Genomic DNA, 19,660 nt, shown 5'->3' with positions numbered 1-19,660 from the left:
TCTAGATCAATTTATCTAATACTTTTGCTGATGAAAGTACTCCTGGTACTCCCGCACCTGGGTGAGTTCCAGCACCAACAAAATATAAACCATCATAAATCTCTGATTTATTATGAAATCTAAAATAAGCTGATTGAGTGAATTTAGGCTGAATTGAAAAACCTGATCCATATTTTGTATTTAGTTCTTTCTCAAAATAATCAGGTGTAAGATAAAAGTCTGATACGATATTATCTCTAAGATTTGGCATTAAATCATTTTCCATTTTATCAACCACAAGATTTTTCATTTTTTCACCTTCTATTTGCCAATCTATATTTGATTGATTATTTGGAACTGGCACCAATACATAAAAACAATCACTACCCTCAGGAGCCATGCTTTTATCTGTTGCAGAAGGTCTATGTAGATAATAGCTAATATCGTTATTTAATTTTTTATAATCAAAAATATCATCCAGATGTTCTTTATATTTGTTCCCAAATTTAATTGTATGATGCTCAACGTTTTCATAGATTTTTTTGGTTCCAAAATAATAAACAAATAAACCCATTGAGTAATCCATCCTCTTTTGTTTCCAATCAAACAGCATTGAATTTTTTAGGTTTTTACTAGTCATCTTTTCATAAAAAGCAGGAGGGTCTGCATTACAAATAACATTATCAGCTTCGATAATCTCTTCGTTGTCAACTACAACACCAGTAATTTTATTATTCTTAGTAATAATTTCTTTTACCTCAGTATTTTTTATTATTTCGATTTCTATTTCCTCCATTAACTTTTCAAATCCTTTAATTATATTTCCCGTACCACCCATTGAATAATGAATGCCCCATTTTTTTTCTAAATAAAGAATTAGCCCATAAATTGATGTAGTTGTGAACGGATTACCACCAACCAAAAGTGGATGCATACTAAGCATCCTTCTTAATTTTTCATTTTTTACATAAGACGATACTAATGAATAAACTGATTTATAACTCTTAAGTTTTAATAATGCTGGCAGCTGTTTCATCATAAAAAAAGGTTTATCAAATGGAACATCTGCAAGCTCTAAAAATCCCTTCTCAAAAATTTTTTTGGTAAAATTTACTAAATCTTCATACCCCTTAACATCTTCATGATTTAAATTTTCAATTTGTTTTTTCATTTCTATTTCATCACCTGAGTAATTAAATTTAGTTTGGTCCTCAAAAACAAATTGATACCAAATTTTAAGTGGGGTTAGTTTTATGTAGTCCTCAGGATTTTTATTAAACAAACTGAATAGTTCGTTAATTAAATATGGAGCTGTTATTACTGTTGGCCCAGCATCATAGGTAAAACCATCTTTTTTGAAAACTCTAGCTCTTCCACCTAGGTCTGAATGTTTTTCTACTAATTTTACTTTGTGTCCTTTGGCTCTTAGTCTTATTGCTGCAGCAATACCACCAAATCCAGATCCAATAACTATAGAATTCATTGCTGTAATTTATAGCTTTTTCAGGAAATTGTAACCGTATTATGAGTTTATTTTTTTTAGCTGTTCTTTAGTTTCTTCTAAATTTTTTTGAAATACAGCATCCAGTTTAGATTTATCAACTGAAGTAGTTATGATTTTTTTTACTGAGTCTACCGCTATTTTGATTGAAGCATCTTTTATTTCTTTCAATGCAGCCTCTTTCATTTGGCTAATTTTATTTTCAGCCAAACTTTTTTTAATTTCTGATGATTTATGAAATTTATCATTTAAATCTATTATTAACTTATCCGACTCTTTTTTTGCATTTTCCAAAATTTCATTACTTACAGAACTAGCTGTATCTAATTTTTTTTGAGCATTATCGAGTAAAGTTTTTGCTTCTGTTCTCAATTTTTCACTTTCATCTATCTCATTTTTGATGTCAGAAATCATACCATCAAGCATTTGAGAAACTTTTTGTGGAATTTTGAAGTAAACTAAAACCCCGATGAAGATTACAAATGAAATAGCTACCCAGAAAGTTGCATCAATTGCCATAGTATTTATCTCCGTTTCTTCTAGATAGATCGTCAACAATTGCTGATATACTGCTATTATTTACTTCAGCACCAATCAGTTTCTGAAGTAACTCAGATGACGTTTCTATAGCAATTTTATTTATTTTGTCAGGCGCATTATCTCTTAAAGCTTGGATTTCTTTTTCCGCTTTAGCTATTTCGTCATCTATTTGTTTATCAAGAACGTCTCTTTTTGCGTTTATATCTTTAACTGCCTTTTCTCTTGCTTGATTAAACATAGCATTAGCTTCAGTTTTGCTTTTTAAAATTATTTGATCATATTCTTTAAGTTTGGTCTCACTATCTTCTCTTTGTTTTTCAGCTGCCTCAATATTTTCTAGAATTTGAGATTTTCTTGACTCTAAGTTGTTACTAATTTTTGGAAGAATTAATTTAGATAAAACCAAATACATTATCCCAAAAGTAAGTACTAACCAGAAAATCTGAGAAACCCAAAACTCTGGATTTAATTGAGGCATACCTCCACTTTCAGCGGCAAAAGCTTCTTTAATGAAAAAGAAGCTTAAAAATATTAGATGAAGATATATTTTTTTGACCATTAATTTAAAACGCAAATAAAATAATCAATGCAACAACTAATCCAAATAATCCTGTTGCTTCAGCAAGTGCAAAACCTAAAAGTAGGTTAGGAAATTGTTTCTGAGCTGCTGATGGGTTTCTCATAGCACCTGATAAATAATTTCCAAAAATTATTCCAATACCAACACCGGCACCAGCTAAAGCTATTGCTGCTAAACCTGCTCCGATCATTTTTGCTGCTTCTAATTCCATTATATCCTCCTCTGTTATTAATGGTGTAAATTTAATGCATCATTTAAATAGATGCAGGTTAAAATTGCAAAAACATATGCTTGAAGAAAAGCAACTAATATCTCCAAACCAGTTAATGCAACTGAAAAACTTAGTGGAAGCCATCCACCAACTATTCCAAGACTAATTACAAAGCCTCCGAAAACTTTCATCATTGTATGACCAGCCATCATATTTGCAAATAATCTAACTGATAGACTTATTGGTCTACTTAAATAAGAAATAATTTCAATAACTACTATTAAAGGAAGTAATACCGCTGGTACTCCACTTGGTACAAACAATTTTAAATATCCAAAACCATGTTTAATAAATCCAATTACTGTTACGCCAATAAAGATAAATGCAGCAAGAACAAATGTAACGATAATATGACTAGTTACAGTGAATGTGTACGGTATCATTCCAAACATGTTGCAAAATAAAACAAACATGAACAATGAAAAAATAAATGCAAAATATGGTTTTGCTTTAGAACCAGCTGTATCACTAATCATTTTAGCAACAAAGGTGTAGCTAAGTTCCGCTAATAATTGAATTTTATTTGGTAAGATTGAATTTTTCTTAGATCCTAAATTAAAAATTAATAAAATAGAAACTGTACTTATAATCATAAACAAACTTGCGTTTGTAAAAGATATATCAAATGCTCCAACTTTTATTTCAGGTCCAATTCTATAAACATCGAATTGGGACATCGGGTTTGCTGCCATAGTACTAACTTATTTTTGCATCTTTTTTGCTGATCTAATCACGTTTGTTATTCCAGCGATCACCCCAACAAAAAAAAATATTAATATAAACCAGGGTTTAGTACCAAAGGTCTTGTCAAAAATAAACCCAATAATTGTCCCGACAGCCACTGCAGAAACAAGTTCTGTGCTCAATTTGAATGCAGTTCCAATAGGCGAGGGATTATCCTTCTTGTTATAAAGATTTTTCTTAGAAATCTTGCTTTTTGCAATCTCTAAGCGAGTTTTAAAAGGGTCTTTTGCCATTTATTTTGGTTAAGCAACCATACTTTCTGCTTTTTGTAGGTCTACAGCTACCAGTTGGCTTATCCCTTTTTGTGGCATAGTTACTCCATATAGCCTGTTCATTTTAGACATTGTTAAGGCGTGGTGAGTAACAATTATAAATTTAGTGTTAGTAATTTTAATTAACTCCTCTAGCAAGCTACAAAATCTTGTAACGTTAGCATCATCAAGAGGAGCATCCACCTCATCTAAAACACAAATTGGAGAAGGGTTAGTTAAAAATACTGCAAATATTAAAGATAGGGCAGTTAGTGCTTGTTCACCACCAGATAATAAAGTTATAGATTGAAGCCTTTTTCCTGGTGGACTGACCAACATTTCTAAACCAGCTTCTAATGGATCATCAGAGTCTACTAATTCGAGCTTGGCATTTCCTCCATTAAAAAGTTTTGTATAAACCTCATTAAATTTTCTGTTAACTTTTTCAAATGCCTCAACAAGTCTTTCCCTTCCTTTTTGATTTAGCTCATCAATACTATCTTTAAGTTTAACAATTGCGGTAACTAGGTCACTACGATCTTGTTCCATTTTTTTTATTTCTTCTTCATACTTACTAGTTTCCTCATCTGCTTTTAAATTTACAGAACCTAATTGATCTCTTTGTTGTTTTTTTTTATCTAATGCATCTTCTTGATCAACATGATTTGGAAGTTCTTCAACTCCAAATAAATTTGAATTTTCTAAAATATTTTCTTCTGTTAAATTTAATTCTGTATTAACCCTATCAAGCAAGTCATTTTTTCTTTTTTGTAAACCTTCTATGGTTGCACCTGAGCTAGCTTTTCGCTCTCTAATTTGAATTGATTGCTCTTGTATCTCATTTAGTTGAGCTCTTAAAGTTTCAATTTTTTTATCAGTTTCTTCTATAATTTTTTCGTTCTCTATTTTTTCTTCATCAGAAATTCTTAAATTTTCTGAAATTTGACCTTTTCTTTCTGCTTGTACTCTTGGCTGATTTTCTAAATCATTTAATTGTTTAGATAATTTATTTTTTCTTTCAGTTAATTCATTTACCATTTTTTCTGAATTGGATAAAAGATTTTTCCAGCTTTCTATCTCAGTCTCTATTGTTTTTATTCTTTCATTTCTTTTTACCGATTCATTCTTTATCGACTGATTTTTACTATATGCATCAGCATATTTTTCTTGAAGTATTTTTATATTTTGAGATTTCTCATTTACACTTAATAGTTCTGTTCTTGATTTTTCATTTTTTAAATCATTAATAAAATTGTCTAATTCCATATTACATCTATCGAGTAATGTAACTGCTTGATTTATCTCATTACTATCAATTAATTCTTTTGCTCTAGTAATAGAATTTTTTACATTCTTTATAGGACCAATGCTTATTTTAATTGTATCGTCAGCTAAATTATTAACTACTTCGTCAACTTCTTTTTGCTCTCTCTCAAGTTCATTTTTTGCATTTTCTAGATCTTCGTTTGATAACCTTTCTGTCTCAAAATATTTTGAATCTATTTCAATTAAGTCTGACTTTTCTTCCTTTAATCTTTTTTCATTAGAGTTAGCATCAATAATAATTCCATTTTCTCTAGTTATGTCTTCGTCTAAAGTCTTTATTGATTTCTTAATTGTTTCAATTTCGTCTTGAATTCTAGTATTTTCCTCATCTAGGTTCTGTAGTTCCAAATTAAGTCTCTGTATTCTTGATAAATTCTCAATATTTTTTTCTCTAAGTGGAGCAACTTTATCAGTTGAAGTTTTTATTAAGTTTTCAAGTTCAGATATTTGATTGTTGAAACTTTCAACTTCTCCTCCTGCCTCTGTATTAATTTCATTTTCTATTCTTATTTCCTTATCGATATCCAACAATCTTAGATAATATAGACCAGCCTCTATTTTTTTTATTTCCTCTGAAATTAATTTGTATTTTGTAGCTTCTTCCGCTTGTTTTTGAAGATTTGCCAATTGTTTTTCTTGTTGCCTTCGTAATTCATCGGCTCTTTTTAAATTATTTTCAGCCGCGCCAAGTCTAAGTTCAGCTTCATGTCTTCTTACATGTAAACCAGAAATTCCAGCTGCCTCCTCAAGTATTGCTCTTCTGTCAGTAGGTTTTGCTGTCACTAAAGCTCCAATTCTTCCTTGGCTAATCATAGAAGGGGAATGTGCACCCGTTGAAAGATCTGCAAAAAACATTTGAGCATCTCTTGCTCTTACTTCTTTGTCATTAATATAAAATTTAGAACCCTTATCTTTTTCAATTTTTCGTCTAACTTGAATGTTTTCTAATTCACGATACTGAATGGGACCTTCTTTTTCTTTGTTCTCTACTTCTATGGAAACTTCTGCAATATTTTTTGATGCTTTATTAGATGTACCTGAAAAAATTACATCTTCCATTCCCGAACCTCTCATACTTTTTGCAGAGGTCTCTCCCATTACCCATCTTAAAGATTCTACTATGTTTGATTTTCCACAGCCGTTAGGACCAACAATTCCAGTAAGACCTTCTTCTATCAAGAAATTTGTTTTTTCAGCAAATGATTTAAATCCATTTAATTGGATTTTTTTAAACTCCATGCACTAACTTATATCATTTTTTCTAGTGCTTTTTTCAAATTTTTATAATTAAGTTTTTTTTCAAATTTTTCGTTGTTTATTATTATCGTAGGGGTTGCGTTTACTTTGAAATTTTTTGCACCCTCTATTCGGTCATTTAACACAAAATCCTCAATATTTTTGTTATTCACACAAGATTCAAAATCGATAGAGAAACCTTCATTTTTTAAAAATATTTGAAGATTTTTATTTGCTTCTTCAATAGAGCTTCCTTTAACCCATTTTTGTTGGTTAGCATATAAACTTTCCAAAATATCAGCATTACCATCATTTTTACATTGAGCAACTTTTGAAGCGTTGAAGGCGGCAATATCTAAAGGGAAATGTCTAAATTCTATTTTAGCAAGACCTGTGTCCAGATATTCTTTTTTAAGTTCTGGATAAACGTTTTTATGAAAATTAGCACAATGGCTACAAGTTAGCGACTCAAACGCAATTATAGTTATTTTTGCGTCTTTATTTCCAACGATAATTCTTTTTACTTCTTCAGCGTTTAAATTTGAAAAGCTTCCTAAAACAATTATGGCAAGTAATATAATTTTTTTCATTTTTCTTTATAAACTTTTGTTAATTCTGTTAATGATTTTTTAATCTTTTCGTTTTTAACATCTTTGATTTTATCTCGATATTTACTAATTGCCACATTATTAGATTTAATTTCATTCAAACTGCTAGTTTTTTGTTCGTCATCAAAGCTAATAAATTTGAGCTTTTCAACAACATCGTAGCCAAAAAAATTATTCATTTTATCTAAAATGTTTTTTTTTGAATATTCTACATCTACTTCATGGCCCCTTTTAACCATTACAACTAAAGTACTCACACCAAATCGATTTGAGTTTTTGAATGTTTTTGGGAAACAGACTTTAAACAATTCATTCCCGACTAAATATTTCCAATTACTGAGTGTTTCTGAATATATATGACCTTTTTTATTAATAATTTTTTTTAGATTTTTTGGCAAAGTGTCTTTGAAAGATCTTAATCCTTGAATGCTAGTATTTCTCTGCTTAGTATTATTTTTAAATTGCATATGAAAGATCTAATAATAACAAATAAAATTCTCAATTGGTACGATATAAATAAGAGATCTTTGCCTTGGAGAAATAAGGTTTCACAAGAAAAGAAACAATACTTTACATTGGTTAGCGAGTTTATGTTGCAACAAACTCAGGTTGCTACTGTAATACCTTATTTTAATAGATTTATTAAAAATATCCCTAATATTGAAAAGTTATCAAAATATAATGATAGAAAATTAACCAAACTTTGGGAAGGTCTTGGATATTATTCAAGAGTAAGAAATTTAAAAAAAACTGCTCAAATAATTGTTAAAAAATTCAATAAAAAAATACCTAGAGATTTTTATGAATTAAAATCATTACCAGGTATTGGCGATTATACAGCGAGTGCAATTTCAGCAATCGCATTTAACAAACCAATAATTCCTTTGGATGGAAACATTGAAAGAGTATTAAAAAGATACTTATATTTAAAGAAACAAAGTCAAATTAAAAAAGAATTCTTACAAGATCAAAAAAAAATTTTTGGCACATCAACAAAAAGATCAAGCGATTATGCGCAAGCTTTGATGGAACTCGGTGCATTAATTTGTAAACCTACAAACCCTTCATGCAATAAATGTCCATTATCTTATAATTGCAAAGCATTTAAAAATAAAAATTTTGATTTAGTGAAATTTAAGAAAATTAACAAGGAAACATATTATAAATTAAATGTTTATAAAAAAAATAATCAATATTTATTAGTCAAAAATAATAAATTTAATTTTTTGAAAAATTTAAATATTTTTCCAATGGATCAATTAAATAATCCTAAAAATTTTGATAAAGATTTAAATTTTAAAATATCTAATATGAATATGAATATTAAAATTGAATATAAAAAGAAGCATAACTTTGACAAAAATAATAATTGGATAAATCCTGCAAAGCTTGAAAATTATGTACTTCCAACATTTACCAAAAAGATAATAAAATTCTTAGAAAGTCAAAAATGAAAAAAATAGCAATTATTGGCGCAGGTATTTCAGGTCTGTTTATAGCTAACTTATTTAAAGGAAATAAAGATTATCAGGTCACAATTTATGAAAAAAAAACTTCATTAGAAATAGAAGAAGGTTATGGTATTCAATTATCTGTTAATAGCGTAAGTTATTAAACAAATTAGGCTTCTCTTACTTGTCGAACAAAGAGAAATTTAATCCAAAAAAAATTGATTTTTATGAAATTAAAAATTCAAAGAAAATTTGCGATTTAGATATTTCAGAATTTAATTCTGATGATTGTAAGTACACAACATTAAAAAGATCAAAATTACTTCAGTTTCTAATAAATGGACTGGATAAAAATACAATCCAGTTTAACTGCAGTTTAGACAAGATAGAATCCAGTAATGATTCAATAAATTTAACTTTTGATAAAGAAAAAATAACTTGTGATCATTTAATTATTTCAGATGGTGTATTTTCAAAAGGAAAGTCATTAATTTCAAATAATAATTCAGAACCAATTTACAATAACACTATCGCTGTTAGAGCCAGTGTATCCAAAGAAAGTCTTGATAATATAAACGAGGAGAATGTTTCTTTATTTTTAGGATCAGATTTTCACTATGTATTATATCCACTTAATAATTATAAAAATTTTAATTTTATTGGGATATTGAAGAATAAGTTAAATTCTGATCAGCAAAAAAACCATAATCTTTGCAATGAAAGTACATTTATTGAGGGCATTAAACAAAAATTATCTGAAAAAATTTCATCAAAAGTATTTCAGAGTCTTGAAGATATTAAATTGTTTCCAGTATTTGTAAGTAAAAATCCATTTATTCCTCCTAAAAATATTTATTTAGTTGGAGATGCTTTTTTTGCATTCTCTCCTTCTTTTGCTCAGGGAGCCTCACAATCAATAGAAGGAGCCGATCAATTACATGAAATTATAATTAATCAAAAAAATGATTTTTATAATTCAAGATTAGAGCGAGTAAAAATGATTAATAGAAGATCTGATTTTAATCAATTTGCTTTTCATTTATCAAATCCGATTATAATCTTTTTTAGAAATATTTTTTTAAAGCTTTTGACAAAAAATAAAAAATTTCTTCAAAGTTATTTAGGTAAAATTTATAAAGATTAATTTTTAGAAATTAATCTTTGTCTCAAGTAATCGATTGGGTAGGTTCGTCCATTAATATCACAATGCCAAAATGTCCAACCATTACAGCTTTCAGCTCCCAATATAGTAGCTGCAACTTTATGAATAGAACCTTCCGCTTGGTTGTGCTTGATGCTACCATCAGCCATTATTCTTGCTGTTATTTTTTTCTTATTATCAAAAATATTTGTTCCAGGCTTAATTATTCCAAGCTCTACCAGCGATCCAAATGGAATTCTTGGTTTTGATCTGTTATTTTTAAGTGTATCCAACAAATCATCTTCAATTGGTTTGGTAGCCTTCAAACGTTCCTCAGCAGCTTTAAAATAATTCTTTTCTTTTTCTATACCAAAATAATTTCTCCCTAGTTTTTTTGCAACTGCAGCAGAAGTTCCAGAACCTAAAAAAGGATCAAGAACTAGATCATTTTTATTTGATGTAGCTAGTAAAATTCTATGTAAAAGTGATTCTGGTTTTTGAGTAGAGTGAATTTTTTTTCCATTTTTTTTTAGTCGTTCAGAACCACTACAAATAGGAAGACTCCAATTAGATCTCATCTGAAGATCATCATTCAAACATTTCAAAGACTGATAATTGAATGTGTATTTTGATTTTTCACTCTTCGAAGCCCAAATTAAAGTCTCATGAGCATTTGTAAATCTTGTGCCTCTAAAGTTAGGCATTGGATTATTTTTATTCCAGATGACATCATTTAGTATCCAGAAACCTAAATTTTGTATTGCAGTTCCTACTCTAAAAATATTATGGTAACTACCTATAACCCAAATAGCTCCATCTTTTTTCAAAATCCTTTTGCATTCATTAAGCCATTCATACGTGAACTCATCGTATTTTTTAAAATTTTCAAATTGATCCCACTTATCGTTTACAGCGCTGACTTTAGATCTATCCGGTCTAGTCAATTCACCTTTTAATTGTAAATTATATGGAGGGTCAGCAAAAATTAAATCAAAAGTTTCACGTGGAATTTTTTTTAATTCTTCGAGACTGTCTCCGTTAATTATTTTATTTTTAAAATCAGATTTCATTTGTAAAAATTAATTAGACTCCAAATGGATTCTTCGGTCAACCTGTGATTGAAAAAATTGGATTCGATTTGTGTTTCGAATTTTAATGACAACTAGATGTAGTATTAAGTTAATCTAGATATAGGAGAGAAAGTTTTTCTATGATGTTTGGTTATCCCTAGTTTTTTTAATGCTTGTAAGTGTTGTTTGGTGCCATAACCAAAATTTTTATCCCAATGATAACCTTTATTTTTTTTTGATAGTGTAGCAACAAATCTATCTCTTGATACCTTTGCTATTATAGAGGCTGCTGAAATTGAAGGAATTTTTCTATCACCCTTTATGATCGATTTTAATTTATAATTTTTTAAATTTGGAATTTTGTTTCCATCTATCAATACAAGAGTTGGTTTTTTTGTTAATTTTAATATAGCTCTTTTCATAGCCAGTAAACTTGCATTTAGTATATTGAGTTTTTCAATCTCGTTAACAGAAGCTTTGCCTAATGACCAAATTGAATTTTTTTTAATATAATTAAAAAGGTATTCTCTCTTTTTTTTACTCAACACTTTCGAGTCTTTTAAAATTTTTGGATCCACAGATTTTTTTAGAATGACAGCAGCAGCATAAACAGGACCTATTAAACTACCTCTGCCTACTTCATCAACACCAGCTATTAATTTCATTAGATTGTTAATTTTAACTCTTTAACTTTTTCTCTTATTTTTTTTAAATCTTCCCATGAATATTTTTTGTTATCCGGATATCTAATTAAATAAGAAGGGTTAAAAGTTATCATTAAAGGATAAGTATTTTTACTTAAAATTATTTCCTTCCATTTACCTCTTTCTGAAGATATTTTTTCATTAATCCCAGTAACAGCTTCCATAGCTGTACTACCCATTAAAATTATAATTTTGGGATCAATAATAGATATATGTTCTTTTAAAAAGTTTGAGTAACGTTTAATTTCTTGTGAAGTTGGTTTTCTATCCTCTGGTGGTCTAAAATTTATTGCATAACTTGTATAAATATTTTCTCTTTTAATATTTATTGCTATTAACATTTTGTCTAAAAGCTCTCCACTTTCTCCTTTAAAAGGGTTTCCAACTTTGTCTTCAATTTCGCCTGGTGCTTCTCCGATTAACATTATAGGACTATCAATATTTCCTTCTCCAAGAACAATATTTTTGGAATTATTTCTTAGTTTACAATTTTCAATTGAATTTAATTGTTTCTTTAGATTTTCTAATAAATCTTGTTTATTTCTTTGATTGATATCACTTTCTTTTTTGACCTCAGAAAACCTATTAATAGGTTTTTTATCAAATACAAAATTGGCTTCTATTGTATTTATTAATTCTTCGTTTAATTTGTCGTTTTGATTTATCAATTTTTTCACCTTACAAGAATTAAATGATATCTAAAATATTTAAAATCATATTGTTATTAGTGTTATCCTATCAGACACCCGTTTATTCTAAAAGTACAAGTTTTAATGATTTCAACTCAAGAGATTTATCTAATTATTTTTCAGGTATTATAGCTTATGAAAATAGAGATAATTCAGAAGCTTTAAAATATTTCAATTTAAGTAAAGTTTTATTAAACAGCCATGACAATTATTTAAAAAGATACGTTAATTCTCTTGTATTGGAAAACAAAGTAGCCCAAGCAATTAATGTTATAAAAAATAACTCAAAAAAAAGTAACTCCAATTATTTTGATGCATATGTTTTATTAATAATTGATAGTTTGAAAAAAAATGATTTTGATAAAGCTGATATTTACTTAGATCAAAGTTTGAGATTTCAGGAAGAAAATAGAATTAATCCAGTAATTTTTGAGACTTTAAAGCAGTACATTTACACTTTTAAAAATAAAAAACTTTTACCTAATAAGAAAAATTTTGGAAACTTATCATTAATAGCTGAGGCATTTCAAAGATGTCATTATAATGATCAAAGAACCAGCTCTTTCTTTTTAAATTTAATCAACAGTCAACAAGGTGATTATTCAAGATATATATTTTTTTATATAAATTATCTTATTCAGAATAAGGAGTTTGATCAGGCAAAGTCAGTAATTGATCAAATTGATTATATTGGCTCAACACTTTTGTTAACTCAAACCAAAAGCTGGATAGATAATAATAAGTTTAAAAGTTTTGAAAAAATTTTCTCATGTGGAAACCACAATGATATAATTAGTGAATTTTTATTTTTGATTTCAAATCTTTATTCATCACAAGATAATTTTGAAAAATCAAATTTTTATTTAAATTTATCAATATACTTAAATCCTAAATTTGAATTTAATTTATCCCTTGTTGCAGAAAATTTCTTTGCAGATGGTGAATACAACAAGGTAAAAAAAATAGTAAGAAAATTTAAAGAGACTGATGAGTTTTATTATTGGTTTAGAGTTAAAAAAGAAGCGCAAATAATAGTGAAAGAACAAAATTATGAAAAGGGCACAAGCTATATCGAGTCTAAATTTAAAAATATTGAAAAACCTAATCCAAAGATGATTTTTGATTTAGCGAATTTTTACAAAAACTCTAAAAATTATGAACTTGCAATTGATAATTATTCAAGATTAATCTCCTCACTAGAGGATACATCTGTAATTAAATCAGATATTTTATATCGAAGAGGTGGGAGTTACGAAAGATTAGGTAATTATGAGAAGTCAGATGAAGATTTACTTCATGCAATAAGAATAAGACCTAATGATGCATACGTCCTAAATTATCTTGCTTATTCTTGGTTAGAACGTGATTACAAAATAGATGAAGCGATGGAAATGTTAAAAATAGCATATGATTTAAAAAGTAATGATCCCTATATTATTGACTCAATTGGTTGGGCATATTTCTTGATAAATGAATATGAAGAGGCAGAAAAATATTTAAAAAGAGCTGTAGAATTAATGCCTGATGACCCAATAGTAAATGATCATTATGGAGATATATTGTGGAAGCTAGATCAAAAAATTCAGGCAAGATATTTTTGGAATAGTGTGTTGAGCTTTGATGATACTGAAGATGATATGAGAGAAAATATAAACAAAAAATTGATTACTGGCTTAAAATCTATTCAATGAAATTAAATTTAAAGTCTCATGCTAAAATCAATTTAGCTCTCAATGTAACAGGAAAAAATAAATCATTACACAAAATTGAAAGCATCATTAGTTTCATTGATTTGTATGATGTTATTTCAATAAAAAAAATAAGAGATGAAAAACATAATATTTCTTTTCAAGGGAAATTTGCGAAAGGTATTGGAAAAAAAAATACTGTTCAAAAACTCTTTAAAATATTAGGTCGAGAAAAGTTATTACTAAATCAAAAATTTAGAGTTTCTATAACAAAGAATATTCCTCAAAAAGCAGGACTTGGTGGCGGTTCTATAAATGCTGCAAGTATTTTAAATTTTTTAAATAAAAAAAAGGTAATTAAAATTAGTGAAAAGAAAATTTTGGAGGTTTGCTCTGAAATAGGGTCTGATGTTATTTTAGGTATAAACCCGTCTAGCTCAGTTTTGCTTTCAAACAATAAAATTAAAAAATTTTTTAATTGTCCGACTCTAAATATGCTTTTAATAAAGCCTAATTTTGGTTGTGCGACAAAAAAAATTTATTCTAACGTTAAAAATTTTACAAAACCAAAATTTAATAATCCAAAAAAAATTATGTTTGGTTATAAATTTTTAAAAAATCAAAGTAATACTTTAGAAGATGTTGCAATTTCAAAATACCCACAAATAAAAAAGATTAAGTTATTTTTAGAAAAGACTAATAATCCTGAGTTTGTAAGAATGACTGGGTCTGGATCTACAGTTATTGCATACTATAAATCAGTCAAAGACTGTAATTCAGCAAAAGTTCAATTTAAGAGGAAATTTAAAAATTGTTGGTTGTATGTATCAAAAACTATATAAATTTATTTTTTTTGTGTTATAGGATCTATAATATTGGGGCGTAGCCAAGCGGTAAGGCACGGGTTTTTGGTACCTGCATCCTAGGTTCGAATCCTAGCGCCCCAGCCATATATATGGATAAATTTTTAGATAAAATTTTTTTTAGGTCCAAAAATCTTAATTATATAAGTAAAAATATAAAAAACATATCCCAGAACACTCCTGCAAAAAAAATTTTTGAAGCAATTAACAATTATTCTGAAAATAGTGAATTAAGATTTGTTGGAGGGTGTATTAGAAAAATTATAAATCGAGAAGAAGTAGATGACATTGATTTAGCAACTAACATTACACCAGATGAAGTTTGTGATGCACTAAATAAACATCAAATTAAATTTTTTGAGTCAGGTAAAGAACACGGCACGATAACTGCAGTAATAAATGAAAAAAACTATGAAATTACTTCACTTAGAAAAGACGTTGCTACAGATGGAAGACATGCAAAAGTTGAATTTACTTCTGATTGGAAAGAAGATTCAAAAAGAAGAGATTTTACAATTAATGCTATTTACTCTGATAGTTCAGGAAATTTATTTGATCCACAAAATGGTAAGCTAGATTTAAATAAAGGTGTTTTAAAATTTATTGGAGATCCAGAAAAAAGAATTCAAGAGGATTATTTAAGAATATTAAGATATTTCCGATTTCATATTAATTACTCAACTGAAAATCATAAAACAGAGGTAATTAAAATATTTAAAAAAAATATCAAAGGTATTTCGAACTTATCTGCTGAAAGATTATTAGATGAATTTAAAAAGACAGTTAAATCAAAAAATTTTCTCAAATTATTTGAAGATCAACAAAGTTTAGAAATATTAGAAATAGTATTTCCACAATTTAAAAATATTAATCATTTTAAGAAACTGAATTCATTTAGTTCCAAAGTTATTAGCAACTTTGACTTTATTTTTGTAATTGCATTACTGATTATTGATGAAACAGACAATACTGACTATTTTATTTATAAATTTAAAATCTCAAAAAAAGATCAAAAGAGGCTTAAATTAATTCATTATTTTTTCAAAGAAAAGGTGAGTATTAAAAGTTTTACAGAAAAAAACTTTAATAAAATATTTTACTATAATGGTAGACAAACTGTAATTGATATAATTAATTTTAAATTGTTCTATTCAAGTAAGGTGGAGAATAAATTATTAAAACTACTTAAAATTTACGAAAATAAAACATTGCCTGAATTAAAAATTGGAGCAAATATTTTAATGTCTAAGTATAAAATTCCTGAGGGTAAAATTTTAGGTAAAAAGTTAAAACTTATAGAAGAAACCTGGGTTCAAAATGGATTTCAAATTTCAGATAAACAGGTTGAAAAAATTGCAAAGAGTTAAATATATTTAACGTCTTTAATTTCAAAATTCTTTATCCCAGAAGGGGTACTTATTTCTACAAGATCACTTTTATTTTTACCTATTAATCCTTTTCCAATTGGGGACTGAAAGAAAATTAATTTTTGTTTTAAGTCAGCTTCATCTTTTCCAACAATTTTATAATTTATTTTTTCTCCACTATCTAAGTCTTCTAGATATACAGTTGATCCAAAAATTACTTTACCCTCATTATTTAATTTAGTTACATCAATTACGTTAGCTCTGGCTATTATGTCGTTTATTTCAGTAATCCTACCTTCATTATGAGATTGTTCTTCCTTTGCAGCATGATATTCGGCATTTTCTTTTAGATCTCCATGCGATCTTGCTTCAGCAATTGCGGCAACGATCTCAGGTCTTTTCTTTTCTTTTAAAAAAATAAGTTCTTCCTCTAATTTTTTTAAACCATTTAAGGTAATAGGTTCTTTTTCCATTTTTTTATTTCCACTTAGCTAAAGGAGGTAACGACATTAAAATTCCTTCTACATTACCACCAGTTTGTAATCCAAATTTAGTTCCTCTGTCATACAGTAAATTAAATTCTGTGTAACGACCTCTTTTAATATACTGCTTCTCTTTTTCTTTTAAAGACCATTTTTTCTTAATTTTTTTTCTAATAATTTCATTAAAGATCATTTGAAAAGTAATACCAACATCTCTTACAAATTTAAAATCTTTTTCGAAATTATCATCTTTATAATCAAAAAAAATTCCCCCAATTCCTCTAGCTTCTTTTCTGTGGGGTAAATAAAAATATTCATCACACCATTTTTTATATTTTTTATAATAATTTTTATTATGTTGATCACACATTAACTTTAAAGTTTTATGAAATTTATTTTTTTCATTATCATCTTTGATGGCCGGGGTTACATCCATTCCCCCTCCAAACCAATTTTTTTGAGTGCTGATATATCTTGTATTAAAATGCATAGCTGGAATGTGCGGATTTTGCATATGCATAACTATTGAAATTCCTGAAGCCCAAAATCTAGGATCTTTCTCAGCTCCTGGTATATTTTTTTGAAATTTTTTAGGAAATTTTCCATATACCTTTGAGAAATTTACTCCTACTTTTTCAAAAATTTTTCCATTTTTTAAAATTCTATATTCACCACCTCCTTCATCTCTTTTAGAGTTTCTTTTCCAAGAAGTTGATACAAATTTTATTTTGTTATTTTCTAATTCAAGTATGTCATTACAAATTGCATTTTGTAATAATTTGAACCAATTGCTAGCTAGGTCTTTTTTAATTGAATTGTCCATATTACATTAAATTATTTTGCCTTAAACTTTCAGCCAAAACTATTGCAACTGAGGATGCTATATTTAGAGATCTCGCATTTTCATTCATTGGAATTTTTAGACGATCACCAATCAGCTTATGAACCTTCTCTGGAACACCAGCGCTCTCTCTTCCAAATAATATTGTATCATCAGCTTTAAAATTAAATTTAGTATAATTTATAGAACCCTTTGTTGTCATTAAAACAATTCTTTGATTCTTTTTTTCTTCAAAAAAATGTTCTGCACTTTGGTAGAATTTAATTTTACTATAGTCCATGTAGTCCATGACAACTCTTTTAAACCTTTTGTCAGATAATAAAAATCCACAAGGCTCAATAATTTCTAATTCCGCCCCTAAACAGGCACACGTTCGTATAATTGCAGCTGTATTCTGTGGAATATCTGGCTCGTATAGTGAAATTTTAGGTCTAGGTTTCATCCGTAATGTGTCATTCTTTCAGTAGAAAAATTACTGTTATCTTATAAGAAATCGTATATTAAATTAATTTTTTAACAAAAAACTATTTAAAATGTCAGATAAAAAGCCAAAAAAAAGAAGAGATTTTTTATTTACAGCGACCACAGCTGTAGGTGCAGTTGGAGCTGCAGCAGTAGTGTGGCCCATGGTAGATCAAATGAACCCAGATGCTTCAGTTAAAGCATTAGCAAGTACCGAGGTAGATGTAAGTTCAGTCAAACCTGGAAACACAATTACAGTTCTATGGAGAGGAAAACCAGTTTTCATCAGAAGAAGAACACAAGAAGAGATCGACGAAGCAAGATCTGTTAAAATGGAAGAATTAATTCATCCAGAAAAAGATGAGGATAGAGCAAAAAATCCTGAATGGTTAGTCATGCTTGGAGTTTGTACTCATTTAGGATGTGTGCCTTTGAATGACAAAGGTGATTATAATGGATGGTTTTGTCCTTGTCACGGTTCTCACTATGATACGTCTGGAAGAATTAGAAAAGGACCAGCTCCTTGGAATATGGAAGTTCCAAAATATGAATTCGTAAACGCAAACACAATTAAAATAGGATAGTACAGTTGTTATGAGTGATCACGATTATCAACCTAAATCAAAAGTTGGTCAATGGTTTAATGATAGATTACCGTTACTAACTCTTGCAAATCATTTAACAGATTATCCTACTCCAAAAAATTTAAATTACTGGTGGACATTTGGAGGAATTTTAACTTTTTGCTTAATCACACAAATTATAACAGGATTAACTTTGGCGATGCATTACATTGCTCATGCTGACATGGCATTCGAAAGTGTTGAGCATATAATGAGAGATGTTAACTACGGATGGTTAATTAGATATATACATGCAAATGGTGCATCGATGTTTTTTCTTGCTGTGTATATTCATATCTTTAGATCATTATTTTATGGTTCTTACAAAGCACCAAGAGAAATAATTTGGATTATTGGTATAGTAATTTACTTGTTAATGATGGCAGCTGCATTCATGGGCTACGTCTTACCTTGGGGACAAATGAGTTTCTGGGGAGCAACTGTTATTACAAATTTATTTAGTGCAATCCCGTTAGTAGGTGAGGGAATTGTAACATGGTTATGGGGTGGATACTCAGTTGATAATCCAACTTTAACAAGATTTTTTACTCTACATTATTTAATCCCATTCTTAATAGCAGGACTTGTAATTTTACATATATGGGCTCTGCATGTACCTGGAAATAATAATCCAGTTGGTATTGATATCAAAAAACCATCTAAGGATACCGTCCCATTCCACCCATACATTGTTATTAAAGATGGTTTTGCATTATTAATGTTTATGATTGTTTTTGCATTTTTTGTTTTTTATACGCCTAATATTTTGGGTCACGCAGATAATTACATAGAGGCAAATCCTATGGTAACTCCAGCTCATATAGTTCCAGAATGGTATTTGTTACCTTTTTACGCAATACTAAGATCGGTACCGGATAAACTACTTGGAGTAATTGCAATGCTATCTGCTATTTTAATACTTGCAGCTTTACCTTGGTTAGATACTTCAAAAATTAGATCAGCAGTATTTAGACCTTTGTATAAACAGTTTTACTGGATTTTAGTAGCAGACGTTTTAATTCTTGGTTACATGGGAGCAATGCCTGCAGAAGGTCTTTATTTATTAATTGCAAGAGTAGCCACTGCCTATTATTTCTTACATTTCTTGGTTATTCTCCCTGTGCTTGGATTTAAAGAGAGAACATTACCTGTTCCACTAAGTATAACAGAGCCTATTTTAGGTGGATCACCAAACTTAGAAGCTGCAAAACACACAGAAAGTAAAATAAAATAAAGTGAAAAA

Annotated in this window: 23 protein-coding genes and 1 tRNA gene; 9 read left to right on the top strand and 15 right to left on the bottom strand. The window is 28.5% G+C overall.

The window, feature by feature from the left end:
* Position 1: 1 nt before the first annotated feature.
* From crtI to AMN99_RS03250, 9 genes are read right to left on the bottom strand one after another with little or no spacing between them, the layout of a single operon-like run.
* A complete protein-coding gene (gene crtI, locus AMN99_RS03290) occupies positions 2–1,462 on the bottom strand; it encodes a phytoene desaturase family protein (RefSeq protein ID WP_075506410.1) in 1,461 nt (486 codons plus the stop codon).
* Between the two features lie 39 nt (positions 1,463–1,501).
* Complete coding sequence (locus AMN99_RS03285; protein ID WP_179850435.1) at positions 1,502–1,999, bottom strand: F0F1 ATP synthase subunit B family protein; 498 nt, start codon at positions 1,997–1,999, stop codon at positions 1,502–1,504.
* Entirely contained in the window at positions 1,989–2,579 is a 591-nt protein-coding gene (locus tag AMN99_RS03280) for a F0F1 ATP synthase subunit B family protein (RefSeq protein WP_075506409.1), read from the bottom strand. Before AMN99_RS03280 ends, AMN99_RS03285 begins: the two co-directional genes overlap by 11 nt.
* 4 nt (positions 2,580–2,583) lie before the next feature.
* Positions 2,584–2,811, bottom strand: coding sequence for a F0F1 ATP synthase subunit C (locus tag AMN99_RS03275; RefSeq protein WP_006997791.1), 228 nt, complete (start codon positions 2,809–2,811; stop codon positions 2,584–2,586).
* 17 nt (positions 2,812–2,828) lie between these two features.
* Positions 2,829–3,563 carry a F0F1 ATP synthase subunit A gene (locus tag AMN99_RS03270; RefSeq protein ID WP_075506408.1) on the bottom strand — a complete coding sequence of 245 codons (735 nt, stop codon included), beginning with the start codon at positions 3,561–3,563 and terminating at the stop codon, positions 2,829–2,831.
* Between the two features lie 9 nt (positions 3,564–3,572).
* Positions 3,573–3,848 carry an AtpZ/AtpI family protein gene (locus tag AMN99_RS03265; protein ID WP_075506407.1) on the bottom strand — a complete coding sequence of 92 codons (276 nt, stop codon included), beginning with the start codon at positions 3,846–3,848 and terminating at the stop codon, positions 3,573–3,575.
* A 9-nt stretch (positions 3,849–3,857) separates the two neighbouring features.
* Entirely contained in the window at positions 3,858–6,431 is a 2,574-nt protein-coding gene (locus tag AMN99_RS03260) for a chromosome segregation SMC family protein (RefSeq protein ID WP_075506406.1), read from the bottom strand.
* A gap of 8 nt (positions 6,432–6,439) precedes the next feature.
* Entirely contained in the window at positions 6,440–7,018 is a 579-nt protein-coding gene (locus AMN99_RS03255) for a thioredoxin domain-containing protein (protein ID WP_075506405.1), read from the bottom strand.
* Entirely contained in the window at positions 7,015–7,503 is a 489-nt protein-coding gene (locus AMN99_RS03250) for a DciA family protein (RefSeq protein ID WP_075506404.1), read from the bottom strand. Before AMN99_RS03250 ends, AMN99_RS03255 begins: the two co-directional genes overlap by 4 nt.
* Between AMN99_RS03250 and AMN99_RS03245 the strand changes: the two genes are divergently transcribed.
* From AMN99_RS03245 to AMN99_RS03240, 3 genes are read left to right on the top strand one after another with little or no spacing between them, the layout of a single operon-like run.
* A complete protein-coding gene (locus tag AMN99_RS03245; RefSeq protein ID WP_075506403.1) occupies positions 7,504–8,490 on the top strand; it encodes an A/G-specific adenine glycosylase in 987 nt (328 codons plus the stop codon). It abuts the gene before it with no gap.
* Positions 8,487–8,651 (top strand): NAD(P)-binding protein, encoded by a 165-nt coding sequence (locus tag AMN99_RS05890; RefSeq protein WP_256998102.1) that lies wholly within the window; start codon positions 8,487–8,489, stop codon positions 8,649–8,651. Before AMN99_RS03245 ends, AMN99_RS05890 begins: the two co-directional genes overlap by 4 nt.
* Positions 8,652–8,671: 20 nt before the next feature.
* A complete protein-coding gene (locus AMN99_RS03240) occupies positions 8,672–9,631 on the top strand; it encodes a Rossmann-fold NAD(P)-binding domain-containing protein (protein ID WP_256998101.1) in 960 nt (319 codons plus the stop codon).
* On the opposite strand, the gene AMN99_RS03235 is transcribed toward AMN99_RS03240, so the two are convergent.
* The 3 genes from AMN99_RS03235 to AMN99_RS03225 form a co-directional block, all read right to left on the bottom strand.
* On the bottom strand, positions 9,628–10,698 hold the full coding sequence (locus AMN99_RS03235; protein ID WP_075506402.1) for a site-specific DNA-methyltransferase: 1,071 nt from the start codon (positions 10,696–10,698) through the stop codon (positions 9,628–9,630). The genes AMN99_RS03240 and AMN99_RS03235 overlap by 4 nt on opposite strands.
* A gap of 104 nt (positions 10,699–10,802) precedes the next feature.
* On the bottom strand, positions 10,803–11,363 hold the full coding sequence (locus AMN99_RS03230; RefSeq protein ID WP_075506401.1) for a ribonuclease HII: 561 nt from the start codon (positions 11,361–11,363) through the stop codon (positions 10,803–10,805).
* The gene (locus AMN99_RS03225; protein ID WP_075506400.1) at positions 11,363–12,079 is read right to left on the bottom strand and encodes a uracil-DNA glycosylase; all 717 of its coding nucleotides are present in this window, start codon (positions 12,077–12,079) and stop codon (positions 11,363–11,365) included. The genes AMN99_RS03230 and AMN99_RS03225 overlap by 1 nt, the downstream gene beginning before the upstream one ends.
* Before the next feature lie 14 nt (positions 12,080–12,093).
* Here AMN99_RS03225 and AMN99_RS03220 point away from each other — a divergent pair, with 14 nt between their 5' ends.
* The 4 genes from AMN99_RS03220 to AMN99_RS03205 all read left to right on the top strand — a co-directional run bounded on the left by AMN99_RS03220 (position 12,094) and on the right by AMN99_RS03205 (position 16,009).
* Complete coding sequence (locus tag AMN99_RS03220; protein WP_075506399.1) at positions 12,094–13,782, top strand: tetratricopeptide repeat protein; 1,689 nt, start codon at positions 12,094–12,096, stop codon at positions 13,780–13,782.
* Positions 13,779–14,621, top strand: a complete 843-nt coding sequence (locus AMN99_RS03215) for a 4-(cytidine 5'-diphospho)-2-C-methyl-D-erythritol kinase (protein WP_075506398.1) — start codon at positions 13,779–13,781, stop codon at positions 14,619–14,621. The genes AMN99_RS03220 and AMN99_RS03215 overlap by 4 nt, the downstream gene beginning before the upstream one ends.
* Before the next feature lie 34 nt (positions 14,622–14,655).
* Positions 14,656–14,729: transfer RNA gene (locus AMN99_RS03210), tRNA-Gln, on the top strand.
* 5 nt (positions 14,730–14,734) lie between these two features.
* Positions 14,735–16,009, top strand: a complete 1,275-nt coding sequence (locus AMN99_RS03205) for a CCA tRNA nucleotidyltransferase (RefSeq protein ID WP_075506397.1) — start codon at positions 14,735–14,737, stop codon at positions 16,007–16,009.
* On the opposite strand, the gene greA is transcribed toward AMN99_RS03205, so the two are convergent.
* From greA to AMN99_RS03190, 3 genes are read right to left on the bottom strand one after another with little or no spacing between them, the layout of a single operon-like run.
* The gene (greA, locus tag AMN99_RS03200) at positions 16,006–16,482 is read right to left on the bottom strand and encodes a transcription elongation factor GreA (protein WP_075506396.1); all 477 of its coding nucleotides are present in this window, start codon (positions 16,480–16,482) and stop codon (positions 16,006–16,008) included. The two genes, AMN99_RS03205 and greA, sit on opposite strands and share 4 nt — an antisense overlap.
* Before the next feature lie 4 nt (positions 16,483–16,486).
* Entirely contained in the window at positions 16,487–17,314 is an 828-nt protein-coding gene (gene hemF, locus AMN99_RS03195; protein WP_075506395.1) for an oxygen-dependent coproporphyrinogen oxidase, read from the bottom strand.
* Position 17,315: 1 nt separating this feature from the next.
* Positions 17,316–17,774 carry a tRNA (cytidine(34)-2'-O)-methyltransferase gene (locus AMN99_RS03190; protein WP_075506394.1) on the bottom strand — a complete coding sequence of 153 codons (459 nt, stop codon included), beginning with the start codon at positions 17,772–17,774 and terminating at the stop codon, positions 17,316–17,318.
* A gap of 91 nt (positions 17,775–17,865) precedes the next feature.
* Here AMN99_RS03190 and petA point away from each other — a divergent pair, with 91 nt between their 5' ends.
* Positions 17,866–18,378 carry a ubiquinol-cytochrome c reductase iron-sulfur subunit gene (gene petA, locus AMN99_RS03185; RefSeq protein WP_075506393.1) on the top strand — a complete coding sequence of 171 codons (513 nt, stop codon included), beginning with the start codon at positions 17,866–17,868 and terminating at the stop codon, positions 18,376–18,378.
* Positions 18,379–18,388: 10 nt separating this feature from the next.
* Positions 18,389–19,651 carry a cytochrome b gene (locus AMN99_RS03180; protein WP_075506392.1) on the top strand — a complete coding sequence of 421 codons (1,263 nt, stop codon included), beginning with the start codon at positions 18,389–18,391 and terminating at the stop codon, positions 19,649–19,651.
* The last annotated feature ends 9 nt before the right edge of the window (positions 19,652–19,660 follow it).

The sequence above is a fragment of the Candidatus Pelagibacter communis genome (assembly GCF_001180225.1).
In the GTDB taxonomy this organism is placed as follows: Bacteria; Pseudomonadota; Alphaproteobacteria; order Pelagibacterales; family Pelagibacteraceae; genus Pelagibacter; species Pelagibacter ubique_D.
Note: the sequence above shows the minus strand (reverse complement) of the source record. Positions and strands in the feature narration are given on the sequence as shown.

What these genes read in the sequence shown, in the direction of transcription:
- AMN99_RS03205 (WP_075506397.1), top strand. Translation starts at nt 14,735, where the DNA reads ATGGATAAATTTTTAGATAAAATTTTTTTTAGGTCCAAAAATCTTAAT.
- AMN99_RS03190 (WP_075506394.1), bottom strand. Translation starts at nt 17,774, where the DNA reads ATGAAACCTAGACCTAAAATTTCACTATACGAGCCAGATATTCCACAG.
- AMN99_RS03260 (WP_075506406.1), bottom strand. Translation starts at nt 6,431, where the DNA reads ATGGAGTTTAAAAAAATCCAATTAAATGGATTTAAATCATTTGCTGAA.
- AMN99_RS05890 (WP_256998102.1), top strand. Translation starts at nt 8,487, where the DNA reads ATGAAAAAAATAGCAATTATTGGCGCAGGTATTTCAGGTCTGTTTATA.
- AMN99_RS03280 (WP_075506409.1), bottom strand. Translation starts at nt 2,579, where the DNA reads ATGGTCAAAAAAATATATCTTCATCTAATATTTTTAAGCTTCTTTTTC.
- hemF (WP_075506395.1), bottom strand. Translation starts at nt 17,314, where the DNA reads ATGGACAATTCAATTAAAAAAGACCTAGCTAGCAATTGGTTCAAATTA.
- AMN99_RS03265 (WP_075506407.1), bottom strand. Translation starts at nt 3,848, where the DNA reads ATGGCAAAAGACCCTTTTAAAACTCGCTTAGAGATTGCAAAAAGCAAG.
- AMN99_RS03220 (WP_075506399.1), top strand. Translation starts at nt 12,094, where the DNA reads ATGATATCTAAAATATTTAAAATCATATTGTTATTAGTGTTATCCTAT.
- crtI (WP_075506410.1), bottom strand. Translation starts at nt 1,462, where the DNA reads ATGAATTCTATAGTTATTGGATCTGGATTTGGTGGTATTGCTGCAGCA.
- AMN99_RS03255 (WP_075506405.1), bottom strand. Translation starts at nt 7,018, where the DNA reads ATGAAAAAAATTATATTACTTGCCATAATTGTTTTAGGAAGCTTTTCA.
- AMN99_RS03275 (WP_006997791.1), bottom strand. Translation starts at nt 2,811, where the DNA reads ATGGAATTAGAAGCAGCAAAAATGATCGGAGCAGGTTTAGCAGCAATA.
- AMN99_RS03250 (WP_075506404.1), bottom strand. Translation starts at nt 7,503, where the DNA reads ATGCAATTTAAAAATAATACTAAGCAGAGAAATACTAGCATTCAAGGA.
- AMN99_RS03180 (WP_075506392.1), top strand. Translation starts at nt 18,389, where the DNA reads ATGAGTGATCACGATTATCAACCTAAATCAAAAGTTGGTCAATGGTTT.
- petA (WP_075506393.1), top strand. Translation starts at nt 17,866, where the DNA reads ATGTCAGATAAAAAGCCAAAAAAAAGAAGAGATTTTTTATTTACAGCG.
- AMN99_RS03230 (WP_075506401.1), bottom strand. Translation starts at nt 11,363, where the DNA reads ATGAAATTAATAGCTGGTGTTGATGAAGTAGGCAGAGGTAGTTTAATA.
- AMN99_RS03245 (WP_075506403.1), top strand. Translation starts at nt 7,504, where the DNA reads ATGAAAGATCTAATAATAACAAATAAAATTCTCAATTGGTACGATATA.
- AMN99_RS03235 (WP_075506402.1), bottom strand. Translation starts at nt 10,698, where the DNA reads ATGAAATCTGATTTTAAAAATAAAATAATTAACGGAGACAGTCTCGAA.
- AMN99_RS03215 (WP_075506398.1), top strand. Translation starts at nt 13,779, where the DNA reads ATGAAATTAAATTTAAAGTCTCATGCTAAAATCAATTTAGCTCTCAAT.
- AMN99_RS03285 (WP_179850435.1), bottom strand. Translation starts at nt 1,999, where the DNA reads ATGGCAATTGATGCAACTTTCTGGGTAGCTATTTCATTTGTAATCTTC.
- greA (WP_075506396.1), bottom strand. Translation starts at nt 16,482, where the DNA reads ATGGAAAAAGAACCTATTACCTTAAATGGTTTAAAAAAATTAGAGGAA.
- AMN99_RS03270 (WP_075506408.1), bottom strand. Translation starts at nt 3,563, where the DNA reads ATGGCAGCAAACCCGATGTCCCAATTCGATGTTTATAGAATTGGACCT.